The organism is Halosimplex halophilum (assembly GCF_004698125.1).
Taxonomy (GTDB): Archaea; Halobacteriota; Halobacteria; order Halobacteriales; family Haloarculaceae; genus Halosimplex; species Halosimplex halophilum.
On record NZ_SRHV01000005.1, the window covers coordinates 1 to 15847 of the forward strand.

Here is a 15847-nt window from a genome sequence, read left to right on the forward strand (position 1 = left end):
GGATCGCGGGTCCCGGCCCCGCTCGCGGCGCTCGCGGCCGCGGCGGTGGTCGTCGCGGGGCTGGCGACCGCGGCGGGCCGCCGGTTCGCCGAGCCCGACCGCTGGCGCCCGCCTGACCCGGAGGGGGGCTACCTGGTCCCCGTCCCCGGCGACGAGGACCCGACGTTCGTCGGGGCGCGGGACCGCGCCCGGGCGACTCGCGACGCGGCCGTCGACCGCGACGGAGACGGCGAGGAAGGCGAAGACGGCGAGGGGGCTGCAGGATCGGCGGTCGTTTCCCACGCGACGGGCCACTGGACGGGCGTGGCGGCGGTCGCGCTCGCGCTGGGCGGGCTCGGCGTCCTCTCGCGGACGCCGGGGCTCGTGCTCTCGGGCGTCGTCGGCGCGGCCGTCGCGGGCTACGCGGGCGGGGTCGAGCCGACGGTCCGCGACCCCGGGACGGGCGAGCCGGCCGTGACCGTCCGCCGGCGGCTCGCCGACGACTCGCCAGACCCGGGCGACCGGGTGACGGTCGGGGTCGAGGTACGAAACGAGGGCGAGGAGTACCTGACCGACGTGCGCGTCGTCGACGGCGTCCCCGACGAACTGGCGGTCGTCGCGGGCTCGGCCCGCCACGGCGCGCCGCTGCCCCCCGGCGAGCGGACGACGTTCACCTACACCGTCCGGGCGACGCGGGGCGAACACGACTGGGACCCCGCGACGGTGACCGTCGCCGACCCCAGCGGCGCGGTCGAGTACGAGACGACCGTCAGCGGCGTCTCCGCGTCGCCGGGTCCGGCGACGACGCTGCGGTGTACCCTCCCGGTGCTGGACGGCGAGCGGGTGCCCGTCGGCGGGACGACCGCCGGCTTCGCCGGCCGCGTCGAGACCGACGAGGGCGGCCCCGGCATCGAGTTCCACGCCACCCGCGAGTACCGCCGGTCGGACCCCCTCTCGCGGATCGACTGGGGGCAGCTGGCCAAGACCGGCGAGCTGGCGACCGTCGAGTTCCGCGAGGAGCGGTCGGCGACGGTCCAGATCCTCCTCGACACGCGGCGGGCCGCCTACCGCGCGCCGGCGCCCGACGGCTACCACGCGGTCGAGCGCGGCGTCGACGCCGCCCACCGCGTGTTCGACGCCCTCCTCGACGCCGGCGACCGCGTCGGCTTCGAGACGTTCGGCCGCGAGCGCGAGGGCTGTCGGCTCGCGCCCGGCGCCGGCGGCGACCACCGCGCCCGCGGCCGCGAACTGCTCAACGTCCACCCCGCGCTGTCGCCGGTCCCGCCCGCCCGGAAGCTCCACGAGCGCTACCCGCCGGACCGCCGCGCGACGCTCAGGCGCGAGCGGATCCGCCGGATCCACCGCCGGCTCGACCCCGACACGCAGATCATGCTGGTCTCGCCGTGTTGCGACGACTACCCCCGTCAGGTCGCCCGCCGGCTCGCCGCCTACGGCCGGGAGGTGACCCTCGTGAGCCCCGACCCGACCGTCCGCGACACCGGGCCCCACGAGCGCGCCGCCGACGAGCGCGACGAGCGGCTGTCGGCGCTCCGGTCGGCCGGCGTCCGCGTCGTCGACTGGGGGGCGGACGAACGGTTCGACGCCGCGCTCGCGCGGGCCCGCAGGCGGTGGTCGGCGTGAGCGCGTCGGAGACGGGCCCGGGAGCGGGGACGGGTCCCGGGCCGGCCGGGGCGACCGACGATGTCGAGCCGGCCGACCGCGAAGCCGAACCGGAACCGAGCGACGGGCGAGCCGGCGGGTCCGGGGCGAGACCGGAGACGGCGCGGCCGGGGCGGGCGGGCGCGTCGGTCGACCGCTCGCCCGCGCGGACGAGCGCCGGCGTCGCGGTCGCGCTCGCGGCGGTCGCCGCCCTGTGGCTCCCGTCGATCGGCGGCCGCGCGCTCGGACTCGTCGGGACGGCGCTGGTCGGGTTCGGTGCCGTCCGGGGCGGTCGACAGGCGGTCACCGCCGGGGCGGTCGCGCTGGTCGCCGGCGTCGCCGCGGCGGGGCTGGCCGGTGCGGCGGTCGTCCCGCTGGTCGGCGCGACGCTGTGTACCCTGCTGGCGTGGGACGCCGGCCGCTACGGGATCACCGTCGGCGAGCAGCTCGGCCGCGGGGCGTCGACGACCCGCCTCGAACTCGCCCACGTGACCGCGACCGCGGCCGTCGGGACCGCGGCGGCGGTGCTGGGTTCCGTGACCTACCTCGCGGTCGACGCCACGACGGACGGCGTCGCCGTCGTCGTCCTCCTCGTCGGCGTCGGGCTCCTCGTCTCGGCGCTCCGGTGACCGGCCGTCCGTGCCGCGCGAACACGGCCGGGTCCGGACCGGAGCTCCGGGACGCTATTTCGGCACGAACACGAGCGGGTGGTGGCGCCAGGCCCAGCGGGTGTCGGGCCTGTCGACCACCGACCAGACGCTCCGTGGCCAGGTCCCCAGCGCCTCGTGGATGCGGTCGTACGACAGCAGGTTCTCGCCGTCGAGCAGGAGCCGAAAGCGGTCCTCGAAGCGGTCGGCGTCGAACTGCGAGTCCTCGCCGAGGTACTCGTCGGGTTCGTCGGCCATCCGCCGCCAGTGGGCGCGGGCGAGGCGGTTCTGGTAGTTGAAGACGAGGTAGCCGCCGTCCGCGACGGCGTCGTACATCGCCCGGAGCGCGTCCTCGACCTCGCGGACGTAACAGAGCGTGAAGTACGAGAAGACCACGTCGAACTGCCGGCCGGGAGCGAAGTCGGGCAGCACGGCGCGCTCGAAGGCAACGTCGGCGTCGCGGTCGCGGGCGCGCTCGCGGTTCTCGGCGAGGACGGGCTCGGCGGCGTCGTAGCCGACCACGTCGGCCTCGGGGTACGCCTCGGCGACGGCGAAGGCGACGTGGCCGGGGCCACAGCCCACGTCGGCGAAGGCCCCGGGGCGGCCGGTCTCGGCGAGGAAGTCGACGACCGCGTCGGTCGCGTGGTGGGCGCTCGGCGCGGCGTCGGCGCGGTCGCCGTCGTCGGCGTCGGTCCAGAAGCGGTGCCAGTCGATGGTGTCGTCGTGGGTGGCGTCAGTCATGCGGTGGTGAGTCGCTGTCGTCGGCGAGCGGTGCCTCGCGGGTCCGCGTCGGCGTTCAGGTCGCGTCACCGGGCGGCTCCGTCCCGGTCCCGGCGTCGTCCTCGTCGCCGCAGTCGTCCGTTCCCGATCCGTCGGCGGTCGTGAATCCGTATGGTGCGAGTACTGTCACGTGTGCGTGGCCGCGGCTGGTCGGTGGGCGGTGCGTCCGGGCCGAAGCGACCGAGAGACCTCGACGCTCTCGGGATACCGACGTAGTTGCGACTCCCGGATAAAATTTACCATTCGGGTTAAGTTTACCCTTCACTTACAAATTCGCACGCCCGGGGTATAAAGTTTGGGGCGAGCGGCAGGTCCGACCAGGCAGACTGGTCGGACAGGCGGGTCCGGTCGGCGTCGCGGCAGGCGCGGGCGGGGTGGGGAAAGCGAACGGTATTAGTGCGTGTCGGGGCGAGTACATCCCAATCGATGACATCCGATTCGCCCGATTCCGACGCGCCGACGGGGGACGCCGGTAGCGAGGGAGACGCGGTCCGCACCGACGGCGGGGTCGACGCCGGAGGCGCGGACGACACGACGCTGGACCCCTGGGGCTCGGCGACGGTCTCGGACTACCGCAAGCTGTTCGCCGAGTTCGGCATCGAGGAGTTCGACGAGGTCCTGCCCGAGGTGCCCGACCCCCACTACCTGATGCGCAGGGGGGTCATCTTCGGCCACCGCGACTACCGCCCGGTCGCCCGCGCCATGCGCGAGGGCGAGGACTTCGCCGCGCTCTCGGGGTTCATGCCGACCGGCGACCCGCACATCGGCCACAAGCTCGTCTTCGACGAGATCATCTGGCACCAGCAACAGGGCGGCGACGCCTACGGCCTCATCGCCGACCTGGAGGCCCACAGCGCCCGCGGGCTGACCTGGTCGGAGATCGACACCCACGCCCGCGACTACGTCCTCTCGCTGCTCGCCCTGGGGTTCGACCCCGAGGAGGGCGAGCTGTATCGCCAGTCGACCAACCGCGAGGTGCAGGACCTCGCCTTCGAACTCGGCGTCGAGGCGAACTTCTCGGAGCTGCAGGCGATCTACGACTTCGACGGCGAGACCGACGTGTCGCACATGCAGAGCGTCGTCACGCAGATGGCCGACATCCTCTACCCGCAGGCCGACGGGCCCCGGCCCACCGTGATCCCGGTCGGTCCCGACCAGGACCCGCACATGCGGCTAGCCCGCGACCTGGCCGCGCGGATGCGCTACTTCCGCGTCACCGAGGCCTTCGCCGGCTTCGAGGTCGACGACGAGGGCGAGCGCGCCCTGCTCTCCGAACTGTACGCGGACATCACCGGCGACCGAGATGACGACGAGGACACCCTCCGCTGTGAGGACGCCGCCGAGGCGCTCCGGGCGGACCGGACGGACTACGAGGGCGCGGGCTACGACGGCGCGACCGTCGAGGCCGTGCTGACGAAACTGGAGAACGCCGGGATGGAGCCGATCCGCCGGCGGACTCGCTTCCTCGGGCGCAACGCCACCGACGAGGCTTTCGACGCGCTCATCGAGGCCGTCGAGGGCGAGAAGCGCGTCTACGACGAGCACGTCGACGCGTTCGACCTCTCCCGGGAGGCGGCCGAGGACCTGGCCCGCGAGGTCGAACTCGACCACGGCGGCTACGGCTTCGTGGCGCCGTCTTCGATCTACCACCGGTTCATGACCGGGCTCACGGGCGGGAAGATGTCCTCGTCGGTGCCCGCCTCCCACATCTCCCTGCTCGACGACCCGGAGGACGGCTACGACAAGGTGAAAGCGGCGACCACGGGCGGCCGCGAGACCGCCGAGAAGCAGCGCGAACTCGGCGGCGAGGCCGACGAGTGCCCGGTCTACGAGCTGTACGCCTACCTGCTCGCGGGCGACGACGACGAGTTCGCCACCGAGGTCTACGAGGAGTGCGTCGGCGGCGAGCGCCTCTGTGGCGGGTGCAAGGAACAGGCCGCGGAACTGATGGCCGAGTTCCTCGAGGACCACCAGGAGCAACGCGAGGAGTGGGCCGACAGGCTCGACGAACTCGACATCGACCTCGACGTGGCGGCCGACCGGCGGGGGTGACGTGGTCCGACCGGCGGGCGGATCGGGATAGCGAGGCCCGGACGCGGGTCGCGAGACGCGGACGGCGGTCGGACCGATCCGTGACCCGCACGAACGCGGTACGATTTCCCAAGGATAATGAGGGTAAGTGGCATACGAGCGAGCGGATGACAGACAGTGGTAGCGGACGGGGTGGTATCGACACACACGACCGGGGTCGGACCGGTCGCGCGATGGCGACGGTCCGATCGGTCGCCATCGTCGTCATGGTCGTCACGGCCGCGAGCCTCGCCGGCTGTGGGATGCTCGGCGGGGGCGGTGGTGGCGGCGGCGACGGCGGCGACGGCGGCGACGGCGCTGCCGGCGGGAACATCGACGCGCCGCGGGAGGTCACCGACCCGATGGACCCCTCGCCGAGCGAGGTGTACTCGCGCGTCCAAGGCGTCCTCGGCACGGAGGCGTCGTCGCCCGAGATCATCGTCAGCAACCTGCCGACGGACCGGAACATCTCGAACGCCTACCTGACGGCGACGGTCGGACTCCCGGAGGACCCCTCGTCGTCGCTCGTCGACTCGGTCAACGTCTCGTACGACCCCAGCGACGATGTCGTCGTGTTCAGCGAGGAGACGGTCTACGACATGACCGGTCCCCAGATCGAGGCCGCGCTCGCCTACGGCTTCGCCGTCTCGCTCCACTACAAGAACGGCTGGATCGAGAACAACCGGACGATCCTCGGCTACGAACGCCGGGCGCTCGTCACCGCGACGACCGGCGCGGCCACGCGGGCCTACGTCGACGAACACGTCGACGGCGTCAGCGAGTACGCTGTCCCCTCCTTCGAGGAGACGGGCCCCTACCGCTGGGCGTTCCACGGCGCGATGGAGCACTACGGCGCCGAGTACGTCGACTCGGTCACCGACTCGCCCGCCGACATCCCGTCGATCTACGAGGACGGCGGCCCGGCGACCACCGAGCAGATGCTCCACGACACCGACGAGGCCGCGATGGACCTGACGGTGCGCCGGTCGGTCTCCGACTGGTGGACCGTCGAGAACATCCCGTACGGCGCCGGCCCCGGCACGTTCGGTGAACTCGGCACCCGCGCGATCCTGCGGAGCCACCTCTCGGCGTCCGAGGCCGCGGCGGCCGCCGACGGCTGGGGGAACGACTCCGCCGTCGCCGTCCGGTCGGTCCGCAACGCCTCGGCCGGCCTCGTCTGGGTCCACCGCTGGGACTCCGCGAGCGAGGCCGACGAGTTCGTCAACGCGACCGAAGCCTACGCCGACGCCCGGGAGAACGACAAGTACGCCGTCAACGTCACGCGACCCGCCGAGGACACGACCGTGACGGTCGTCCACCGCGGCAACTTCGTGCAGAACGCGGAGATCTCCTACGCCGACGGCACCGCCGAGGTCGTCGTCGGCGGCGGGTCCTGACGCCCGCCCGCGCTCGCCGTCCCGCGGAACCGACCGCTACTCCTCGATCTCGATCTCGATCGGTTCCGCGGCGGGCTCGACGGCGTCGGCACCGAACCGCTCGGCCAGCCGCCAGCTCGCGACGGCGCCCACGGTCCCGAGGGCGACGCCGGCCCGGACCCCGGTGTCGCGGTCGCGCAGGGCCCGGCCGAGGACGTACCCCACGAGGAAGTTGATCGCGAAGGTGAACCCGACGTTACGAATGCGGTCCATACGCGCCCTTTGTGACCCGGCGGCATAGACGTTGCCTCGCGGTCGCCTCCGGCGGCGCCGCGGCGGCCGGGCGCGGTCGTCGAGTCCGGAACGCTTTTGCGCGGCGCCGTGAATGCCATTCACATGGCACCCGAACCCACGACGGGACGCCTCGCACGCGAACGGCCAGCAGCGCGACCCGGGTTCGGGTTTTTCTCCGGTGCGTGACGGACGGCGGACGCCCGGACTCGACGGTTCGTGTCGAAACGGACCCCGGCGGTCCCGGCGGAAACCGTCCGCGCCGGTTCGCGGCGCGGGGCGACGCCGCGGCGCCCGAGGCTCGCGGGCGCTTCGTGCCCGTTCGCATCGCCGAGGCGCTCGCTTCGTCTGCTCACGGCGCTCCGCGCCGTTCGCATGAAACGAGGGACGGTCGGTCCCTCGCTAGTCGCGCCTCGCAACCGTTAACTGACGACCACGCAGATGCACGACCAACGAATGAAACTCCCGGAAATGCAGGTCGCCGTGCTCGAGTCCGCGAGCGCGGACGACCCGACGCCAGTCGAACAGATCGCCGAGGAGGTCGACGAACCCCCACAGGCGGTGACCCGCGCCGCCTTCGAACTCCAGGAGGAGGGTCTCGTCTCGGTGGCCGAACGCACCGAGACCGAGTACGCCCTCTCCGAGGAGGGCGAGACCTACGCCTACGACGGCCTGCCCGAACACAGCCTGTGGGTCGGCGGCCTCTCCAACGACGCCGTCGACGAGCCGATCGAACTCGGCCAGGCCATCGGCCACGCCGGCCTGGAGGACGAACAGGTCGAGATCGCGCTCTCGAACTTCGCCCGCAAGGGCATGGGGACCATCGACAGCGGGACCATCCAGGTCGACCCCGACTTCGACCTCGAGGGCGACGCCGAGCGCGCGATCCTCGAAGTCCTCCGCGGGGAGGAGGGCGAGTTCGACCCCGACGAGGCCGACGAGGACGCCCTCGCGTCGCTCCAGCGGCGCGGCCTGGTCGACACCGCCGAGTCCACCGTCCGCGAGGTCACCCTCACCGACGAAGGCGTCACCGCGATGATGGAGGGCGTCGAGGTCGCCGAGACCGTCGGCCAGGTCACGCCCGAACTGCTCACCTCCGGCGAGTGGCAGGACGTGGAGTTCGCCGACTACAACGTCGAGGCCGACGCCGAGACGGTCCACGGCGGCAAGTCCCACCCGCTGCGGGAGATGTCCGAGCGGGTCAAGGACGTGCTCGTCGGGATGGGCTTCGAGGAGATGCAGGGTCCCCACGTCGACGCCGACTTCTACATCAACGACTGCCTGTTCATGCCCCAGGACCACCCGGCGCGCAACCACTGGGACCGGTTCGCCCTCGAAGAGCCGGCGGCGATCGACCGCGAGAACCTCCCGCCGGATCTCGTCGACCGGGTCGAGTCGGCCCACCGCGACGGCGTCGGCCCCGACGGCGAGGGCTATCACTCCCCCTGGGACGAGGACTTCGCCCGCGCGCTCGCGCTGCGCGGCCACACCACGAACCTCTCGGTTCGCCACCTCGCCGGCCTCGCCGAGGGCGAGCTGGAACCGCCCCAGCGGTACTTCTCCATCGAGAAGGCCTACCGCAACGACACGCTCGACTCGACGCACCTGCTGGAGTTCTTCCAGATCGAGGGCTGGGTGATGGCCGAGGACCTGTCCGTGCGCGATCTCATGGGCACGTTCACCGAGTTCTACGAGCAGTTCGGCATCACCGACATCGAGTTCAAGCCCCACTACAACCCCTACACGGAGCCGAGCTTCGAGCTGTTCGGCCGCCATCCCGAGACGGACGAGCTCATCGAGATCGGTAACTCGGGCATCTTCCGCCCGGAGATGCTCGAACCCCTGGGTGTGGAAGCCGACGTGATGGCCTGGGGGCTGGCCCTGGAGCGACTCTTCATGCTCGCGACCGGCGCCGAGGACATCCGCGACGTGCACGGCACGCTCGTCGACCTCGATTTCCTCCGCACCGAGGAGGTGGTGTACTGATGCCCACCGTCGAGATAGACCCCGAGGAACTCCGCGAGCTGACCGGCCACGAGGACAAGAGCGACGACGAACTCCGCGAGGACCTGTTCGGCCTCGGCCTGGAGTACGAGGGCGAGACCGACGACGGCGAGTTCGAGCTGGAGTTCGCGCCCGACCGGCTCGACCGGCTGTCCGTCGAGGGCGTCGCCCGCTCGCTGCGCTACCAGTACGGCGACGACCGCGGCGTCTACATCCCGAACACGAACGACGCCGACTGGACCATCGAGGTCGACGCCGACGTGCCCGACCAACGGCCGTACGTCACGGGCGCGGTCGTCCGCGGGCTGGATATGGACGAGGCCGCCCTGGAGTCGCTCATCCAGCTGCAGGAGAAGCTCCACGCGACGATGGGCCGCCAGCGCGCCAAGGGCGCCATCGGCGTCCACGACCTCATCACGCTGAAGGGACAGGTCGGCGCCCGCGGCGGCGAGGACACGCCCGAGGAGGAGGCCGACCCGCGGACGGAGGTCGCCCCCTCGGGCGGCAAGTCCGTCCGCTACACCGGCATCGGCAAGCGCGAGGACCGGTTCGTCCCCCTGGAGGAGAACCACGAGATGACTCCCCAGGAGGTGCTGATGGCCCACCACACCGCCCACGAGTACGGCGACCTCGTCGACGACTACGACGCGATGCCGGCCATCTACGACGACGTTGGGATGTTCTCGTTCCCGCCGATCATCAACGGCAAGCGGACCGAGGTCACCGCCGACTCCCGCGATCTCTTCATCGAGATGACCGGCACCGACCAGTGGACGATCGACCACATGCTGAACATCGTCTGCTATGCGCTCGACGCCCGCGGGGGGCGCGTCGAGGAGGTCGAGGTCGAGTACGCCGACGACGCGGCCGGCGACTACGCCGGGTCGACGCTCGTCCGGCCGAACTTCGAGACGAAGACCAAGACCGTCGACCACCCGGCCATCGAGTCGATGCTCGGGATCGACCTCGACGGCGAGGAGGTCGTCGACCTGATGGAGCGGGCCGGCCTCGACGCCTCGGCCGAGGACTACGACGCCGAGACGGACGCCCTCTCGTACGAGGTCGAGGTCCCGCCCTACCGCGTGGACGTGCTCCACCCCGTCGACGTGATCGACGACGTGGGCCGGGCGTACGGCTTCAACGAGCTCGACCCGCGCTACCCCGACGTGTCCACCGTCGGCGGCCGCCACGAGCGCTCCCGGCTGGAGCGGGCCGCCCGCGAGTCGCTCGTCGGGCTGGGCTTCGAGGACCTGCTGAACTTCCACCTCATCAGCGAGGCGGCGAACTACGAGCGGCCCGGCGTCGAGCGCGGAACTGATGCCCTCGGCGGCGGCGAGCCGGCCGTCATCCAGGAGCCCTACAGCGAGGACTACGAGATCGTCCGCACCTGGGCGCTGCCGTCGATCCTGCTCGTCCTGGAGAACAACACCCACCGCTCGTACCCCCAGCACCTCTCGGAGGTCGGGCTCGCGATCGAGCAGGACGAGACCCAGCCGACGCTGGTCGACGAACGCCACACCGTCGCGGCCGCGCTCGCCCGCCACGACGCCTCCTACGAGGACGCCAAGGCCTCGCTGCAGGCGCTGTGTCGGGCCTTCGACGTCGAACTGGCCACCCCGCCGACCGACCACCCGACCTTTATTTCGGGACGGACCGCCGATATCGTCATCGACGGCGAGAACGTCGGGGTCATCGGCGAGGTCCACCCCGAGGTACTGGTGGAGTACGATCTGGAGGTGCCGGTCGCCGCCTTCGAGTTCGATCTGGACGCGCTGCGGGAGTGACCGCGCCCCGCGGCGACTGACTCTCCGGATACCACCGCAGAAACCGCTTCACCCGTCGGCGTACTCGATGCGCCCGTCGGTCCCGACCGAGAGGTCGTCCGCCTCGCGGGCGTACGCCTCGAACGCCCGGTACTGCAGCCCGTGCAGCTCCCGGGCGTCGGCGGGGCCGACCGTCGCGAACTCGTCGGCGTAGACGACGTAGCCGTTGACCGCGAGTCGCAGCTCCCGGTCGTCGGTCAGGGGCGACCCGTCGAAGGACACCTCGGTTTCCCCTGCAGCGCGGTCCCGGCGGATCTCGACGCCGGCGAACTGCCCGGTCCAGACCTCGCCGTCGCGGCCGTCGACCCCGTCGCGGCGGACGGACTCGGCGACGAGCGAGCGCAGCTGTGCGCCGGACACGGTGGCGACGAAGACGCCGGCCTGGAAGGGGGCGATCCCCCGGAGGTCGGCGACGGTCACGTCGGGGCCGACGGGCGGGCCGTCCCGGAGCCCGCGGGTGTCGACGTGGGCGGCGTCGGCGTCGGCGACCCACCGCAGCGCGTCGGTGGCGAGGTTCGCCAGCGCGCACTCCCCGCGGAGACAGCGCGCCCGCTCGCGCGGGACCGGCCGGTCGAGCCGGGCGACCACCTCGTCGAGCCCGTGGTCGGCCAGCCGCTCGCGGACGGCCGCGGCCGTCCCCTCGTCGAGCGGGCCCGACGGCGCCTCGTGGTGGGTCGCGGTCGCCGGCTCGGCGCGGTCGCCCGGTAGCTCGACCTCCCACAGGACGCGACCGTTCGCGCCCGGGCGGACCAGCAGCGTGCCGGCGACGCGCTCCCGGGTCTCGCTGTGGACGTGCCCCGCGAGGACCGCGTCCGCTCGCGTCTCCCGGCAGAGGTCGCGGGCGACCGCGTCGCCGGCGTGGGCGAGGACGACCACCCGGTCCGGGGCGGCGTCCAGCCCGTCGACCGCCTCGCGGACGGCGGCCACCGGGTCGGTCACCCGGACGGACCGGGGGACGGCGAGGTCCGGCCCGCTCACCCCGACGAGCGCGACCCGGGCCCCGCCGCGCTCGACGGCCTTCGCGGCGTCGACGCCGGCGAACGGTTCGCCGTCGACGCGGACGTTCGCGCCGAGCCAGTCGACGCCCGATTCGGCGACTACTTCCCGGGTATCGGCCGGGGAGTGGTCGAAGTCGTGGTTGCCGAACGTCTCGGCGTCGGGGGCGACGCGGTCGTAGAACGGGAGCGTCTGCCGGCCGCGCTCCTCGATGGCCAGCGCGCCCGGCGCGAGCTGGTCGCCCGTCCCGACGACCAGCGTCCCGGGCCCTCTGACCGACTCGATGGTTCCCGCGAGTCGTCCCACCCGCTCGGGCCGGTCGAAGGCGTTCTCCAGATCCGAGTAGTGGAGGAGTCGCGGGGCCATCGGCGCCGGTCACTCCCCGGAGCCGGCCGACCCCGACTCCTCCAGCCGGCGCTCGTACTTCGCCAGCGAGGTCTCCAGGGCCGCCTCGGCGTCGATGTCGAGCGCGTCGGCGGTCGCCAGCAGCGCGAAGACGGCGTCGCCGAGTTCGTCCTCGCTGACGGTCAACTCCTCGGGCGCGGCGCCGTACTCGCCCGACTTGGCGGCGTCGGCGGCGATCTCGCCCACCTCGGCGGCCAGGTCCAGCACCCGGTAGGCCGGGTCGGCGTCCATGTCGTGCTCGTCGACGAACGCGGCCACGCGGTCCTGTGCGTCCATGGGACGGGTTTGGTCGGTCCCCCACAAAACGGTTCGGCGGTACACCGAGGTGTTCGATACGCTCGTCGAGCGGCTGTGTCCGGTCGTCGTGTAGACGGGGACGGAACGAGTCTGTTCGCACCCGACGGCCAGCGATGAAAGGGTGAGGCGCGCTCGCTCTGAGTTGTTTCGGCCGTAGATCTCGGCAAGCGATGAAAGCCCTCGCCGCGCTCGCTAGCTGGTGTTTCTACCGCAGGAGACAGCAGGTGGTGAAAGCCCTCGCCGCGCTCGCGGTCGCTGAGCGGGATATCCGCGCTCTCCGCACCACCCGCGCGGATAGTGCCCGCTCAGACGACTACAGTGAACGCGAGCGCGCCTCGCCCTTTCAGTCCGCCAGGGACTGCAACCGCACGGCACCGCACCGGACGGCAACCACCCCGCACAGCACCGCAACGGGCCACGAGCCTCCCCAGCCGATTCGCTCCTACCGTCGCTCATCCCTCGCGCGGCTACGGTCGCGCGCACGAGAGCGCGCTCCAGCGCGCGCCGACCGCACCGCGACCGCGTTCTCCGATCCCGCCGCTCTCGGTCACGTCACCGAACACGGGCGCCGCCGCCGGTGAACGACCGGCCACGGCCGACAGCTATCCAGTGTGCTCTCCGAGCGGGCACGCGACGACCCGCCGCTCGACCGCCGGTCTTATCAACTGAATAGACAATATCCTGGCATGGACTGGTCCGAGTTCCCGGTCGTGGAGGCGGCGGTCGTGGTCGTCGTGCTCGCCGGGCTGTTCGCGCTCGGCGGCGGGTTCGGCCTGGGACTGGTCAACGTCCTCCAGTTCGTCGGCTGGGTGGGCGGACTCGTCTACCTCGCCGAGCGCGGGCGAACGGCGCTGTCCGGCTGAGCTACAGCATCTCGGCGGCTTCCTCCTTCGAGAGGTCACCGCGCTCGAACGCCGAGAGCACGTCCAGCGTCCCCTGGTCGGGGCCGTCGTCGGCGACCTCGTCGAGGGTGACCTTCTCGGAGTGGCCGACGAGTTCGTCGAAGTCGACCCCGTGGGCGAGGGCGGTCTCCTTCTTGACGCGGTAGTTGCCGCCGTCGGTGACGTGGACGGCCTCGTCGCCGGGGTGGAAGAAGTACCAGTCCTCGCGGTCGAAGCGGACGCCGATGCGCGGTTTGGCGCCGAAGTTGCGCGCGAAGAAGAGGAGCGCCTCGATCTCCTCGCCGTCGAGGTAGATGGGGTCGCCGGCGGAGGACTTGGCCTCGACGGCGTAGAAGTCCTCGCCGTCGCCGGCCAGCACGTCGGGGAGCTCCCGCTCGGTGGCGCTCCCGCTGGCGGGCGCGCGCATCACCGCGAAGCCCGCCGCGTCGAGTTCGTTGACGAGTTCGCGCTCGCGGCGGTCGCCCTTCTCGTTCGAGTTCGCCATCCACCGGACGATTGCCGACCGCCGGCTAAAGGCTGTCGGGACCGGAGCGGAAGTGGTCGCCCGACCGCGCGACGGCGAACCGACGACCGGTGGGCCGACGATCGGCGGCGCTCACTCGCCGAGTTCGACGGTCGCCATCGCCGCGGGCGTCCGCCAGGCGTCGTCGGACTCGTCGTACCAGACCACCTTGCCGTCGCGCCTGTCGCCGCCCTCCGCGTCCTCGACGATGTGGACGTCCATCCCGATTCGCTGGCCGGTGAACGGCTCGGCGCCGTAGGGTTCCCAGGGGACCGCGACCTCGACGCGCCAGCCGTCGGCCGTCTCGGCCGTGCGCGCGTCGACCGGGTCCACTGTGGCCGAGTGCAGGCCCGCGACCGGGCGGTTCGACCCCGCCAGGACGACCACCTGCAGGTCGTCCTCCCCGTCGTACTCCTCGCCTTCGCTGTGGTCCAGGTCGAGGTACAGCTCGACCGCGTCGTACTTCAGCACCTCCGCGTCGGCCACCGAGACGAGCACGTACAGCGCCCGTTCGTCCCACAGCGCCCGCCACTCGCCGGTCGCGTCCATCACCCCCTCGCCCCAGACCTGCGTCGCGATCCGGTGGGACTCGGCGTCGTCCCAGGCGTCCTCGACGGACCCGTCGACGGCCGGCGCGTCGAACGTGCGCGGGACCGTCGCCGCCGCGTCGGCCGGCTCGAACGTCGTGAACTCGGTGGTCGCGGTCGCCGACTCGCGGCCCGCCGCGTCGACCGCGGTGACCTCCACGGTGTACGACTCGCCGGGGTCGAGCCCGGTCAGCTCGTGCGACCGGCGCGACCCGCGGACGATCCGCGGGTCGTCGTCCCCGACGGCGACGCGGTACTGGACCACTGCGCCGCCGTCGGGCGGCGGGAGCCACACGAGCGTCGCGGTGGTCTCCCCGACCGACGACAGCCCGAGGCTCTCCGGCGGGCCCGGCGGACCGCCGGTCGGCGTCGCCGTCGCGGTCGAGGCACCCTCGCCCGGACCTCCGGGGGGCCAGTGGCTGTCCCGCTCGGCGGCGAGCCACCGCTTGACGAGCCGGCCCATGTACCGGTCGCCGCCCCGGAGGTCCCACTCGGTGTCGAACATCGGCGGGACCCACTTCGAGTCGAACGCGCGGGCGCACCAGCTGACGTTGTCGTGCGCGCCGAGCCACTCCCGGAAGGGCCGGCCCCACGACCCCGTCGTGGCCGTGAAGTGCGAGTCGACGTTCGCGTCGTCGATGTACCCCCACTCGGTGACGAACACCGGGACCGACAGCGCCGGGTCGCCGAACGTCGCCTCCCAGGTCTCCGGCTCCCAGGAGGGGTAGACGTGGGCGGAGTAGACGACGTTGTCGTCGCCGAAGGGCTCCGCCGCGGCGTGGGCCGTCAGCGACGACCACCGCGGGGAGCCGACGACGACGGGCGTCTCCGGCGCCCGCTCGCGGACGAACCCGACCCACGGCTCGGCGTGCTCCTTCCAGGTCCGCCAGGCCTCGACCCCGCCCGCGGCCGGCTCGGTCGGCTCGTTGAACAGCTCGTAGAGCACGTGGCTCTCGTCGGCGTACCGCGGCGCGACCGTCCCCCAGAACGACCGCAGCCGCTCGTCGACCCCGTCCGTGTCGTAGCGCTCGGTCGCGTGGTAGTCGACCAGCAGGTAGACGCCCCGCTCGGCGGCCAGCGCGACCACCTCGTCGAGGTACTCCCGCGCGAACCGCTCGACGCCCACGTTGGCGAGCGTCTCCGGCGTCGCGGGCACCCGGAGGACGCGGCTATGCCAGCCCGCCCCGGCGTCGGTCGCCAGCTCCAGCGTCTCCCGGTAGCCCTTCCCCCGCGCCTCGGCCCGCTCGCTGCCCCACACCGGCCCGGGGACGTTCACGCCCCGCAGGACGACCCGCCCCCCCGACGGGTCGGTGAGCCACCGCCCCTCGACCGACAGCCGCGGCGGCCCCGCTACGTCCGGCCCCCGACCGGACCCGAGGAGCCCGCTACAGCCGGCCAGTCCCGCGAGCGACCCGCCAGCGGCGCCCGACAGGAACCGTCGTCGTCGCATGCCCGTGAGTTCCGCACTGGCGCCTAAAACGGTAGCGTCGCAGTTATCAGGAACGATTTCCCGGTCGGTCAGCGGCCCC

General features: G+C 72.5%; 13 protein-coding genes. 7 read left to right on the plus strand and 6 right to left on the minus strand.

The window, feature by feature from the left end; translation table 11 throughout:
- The coding region (locus E3328_RS16525; protein ID WP_246023039.1) for a DUF58 domain-containing protein at positions 1-1620 on the plus strand (1620 nt) is incomplete at its 5' end.
- Entirely contained in the window at positions 1617-2267 is a 651-nt protein-coding gene (locus tag E3328_RS16530; RefSeq protein WP_135365753.1) for a DUF7519 family protein, read from the plus strand. The genes E3328_RS16525 and E3328_RS16530, both read left to right, overlap by 4 nt.
- 54 nt (positions 2268-2321) lie before the next feature.
- Here E3328_RS16530 and E3328_RS16535 read toward each other — a convergent pair whose 3' ends face one another.
- A complete protein-coding gene (locus tag E3328_RS16535) occupies positions 2322-3026 on the minus strand; it encodes a class I SAM-dependent methyltransferase (RefSeq protein ID WP_135365754.1) in 705 nt (234 codons plus the stop codon).
- 465 nt (positions 3027-3491) lie between these two features.
- Between E3328_RS16535 and E3328_RS16540 the strand changes: the two genes are divergently transcribed.
- A complete protein-coding gene (locus E3328_RS16540; RefSeq protein WP_135365755.1) occupies positions 3492-5117 on the plus strand; it encodes a tryptophan--tRNA ligase in 1626 nt (541 codons plus the stop codon).
- Positions 5118-5329: 212 nt separating this feature from the next.
- The gene (locus tag E3328_RS16545; RefSeq protein ID WP_135365756.1) at positions 5330-6532 is read left to right on the plus strand and encodes a hypothetical protein; all 1203 of its coding nucleotides are present in this window, start codon (positions 5330-5332) and stop codon (positions 6530-6532) included.
- 36 nt (positions 6533-6568) lie between these two features.
- Here E3328_RS16545 and E3328_RS16550 read toward each other — a convergent pair whose 3' ends face one another.
- Positions 6569-6784, minus strand: coding sequence for a hypothetical protein (locus E3328_RS16550; protein ID WP_135365757.1), 216 nt, complete (start codon positions 6782-6784; stop codon positions 6569-6571).
- Positions 6785-7258: 474 nt separating this feature from the next.
- Here E3328_RS16550 and pheS point away from each other — a divergent pair, with 474 nt between their 5' ends.
- Both pheS and pheT read left to right on the plus strand, forming a co-directional pair.
- Positions 7259-8788, plus strand: a complete 1530-nt coding sequence (gene pheS, locus E3328_RS16555; protein ID WP_135365758.1) for a phenylalanine--tRNA ligase subunit alpha — start codon at positions 7259-7261, stop codon at positions 8786-8788.
- A complete protein-coding gene (gene pheT / locus E3328_RS16560) occupies positions 8788-10590 on the plus strand; it encodes a phenylalanine--tRNA ligase subunit beta (RefSeq protein ID WP_135365759.1) in 1803 nt (600 codons plus the stop codon). Before pheS ends, pheT begins: the two co-directional genes overlap by 1 nt.
- A 48-nt stretch (positions 10591-10638) precedes the next feature.
- On the opposite strand, the gene E3328_RS16565 is transcribed toward pheT, so the two are convergent.
- Positions 10639-11991: a bifunctional metallophosphatase/5'-nucleotidase gene (locus tag E3328_RS16565; RefSeq protein ID WP_135365760.1), complete on the minus strand. Its 1353-nt coding sequence runs from the start codon at positions 11989-11991 to the stop codon at positions 10639-10641.
- A 9-nt stretch (positions 11992-12000) separates the two neighbouring features.
- Positions 12001-12306, minus strand: a complete 306-nt coding sequence (locus E3328_RS16570; protein ID WP_135365761.1) for a MazG nucleotide pyrophosphohydrolase domain-containing protein — start codon at positions 12304-12306, stop codon at positions 12001-12003.
- A 707-nt stretch (positions 12307-13013) separates the two neighbouring features.
- Here E3328_RS16570 and E3328_RS22145 point away from each other — a divergent pair.
- On the plus strand, positions 13014-13190 hold the full coding sequence (locus tag E3328_RS22145) for a hypothetical protein (RefSeq protein WP_167837441.1): 177 nt from the start codon (positions 13014-13016) through the stop codon (positions 13188-13190).
- Position 13191: 1 nt separating this feature from the next.
- Here E3328_RS22145 and hjc read toward each other — a convergent pair whose 3' ends face one another.
- Both hjc and E3328_RS16580 read right to left on the minus strand, forming a co-directional pair.
- Entirely contained in the window at positions 13192-13713 is a 522-nt protein-coding gene (hjc, locus tag E3328_RS16575) for a Holliday junction resolvase Hjc (RefSeq protein WP_135365762.1), read from the minus strand.
- A 111-nt stretch (positions 13714-13824) separates the two neighbouring features.
- The gene (locus tag E3328_RS16580; RefSeq protein WP_135365763.1) at positions 13825-15768 is read right to left on the minus strand and encodes a cellulase family glycosylhydrolase; all 1944 of its coding nucleotides are present in this window, start codon (positions 15766-15768) and stop codon (positions 13825-13827) included.
- Positions 15769-15847 lie beyond the last annotated feature (79 nt).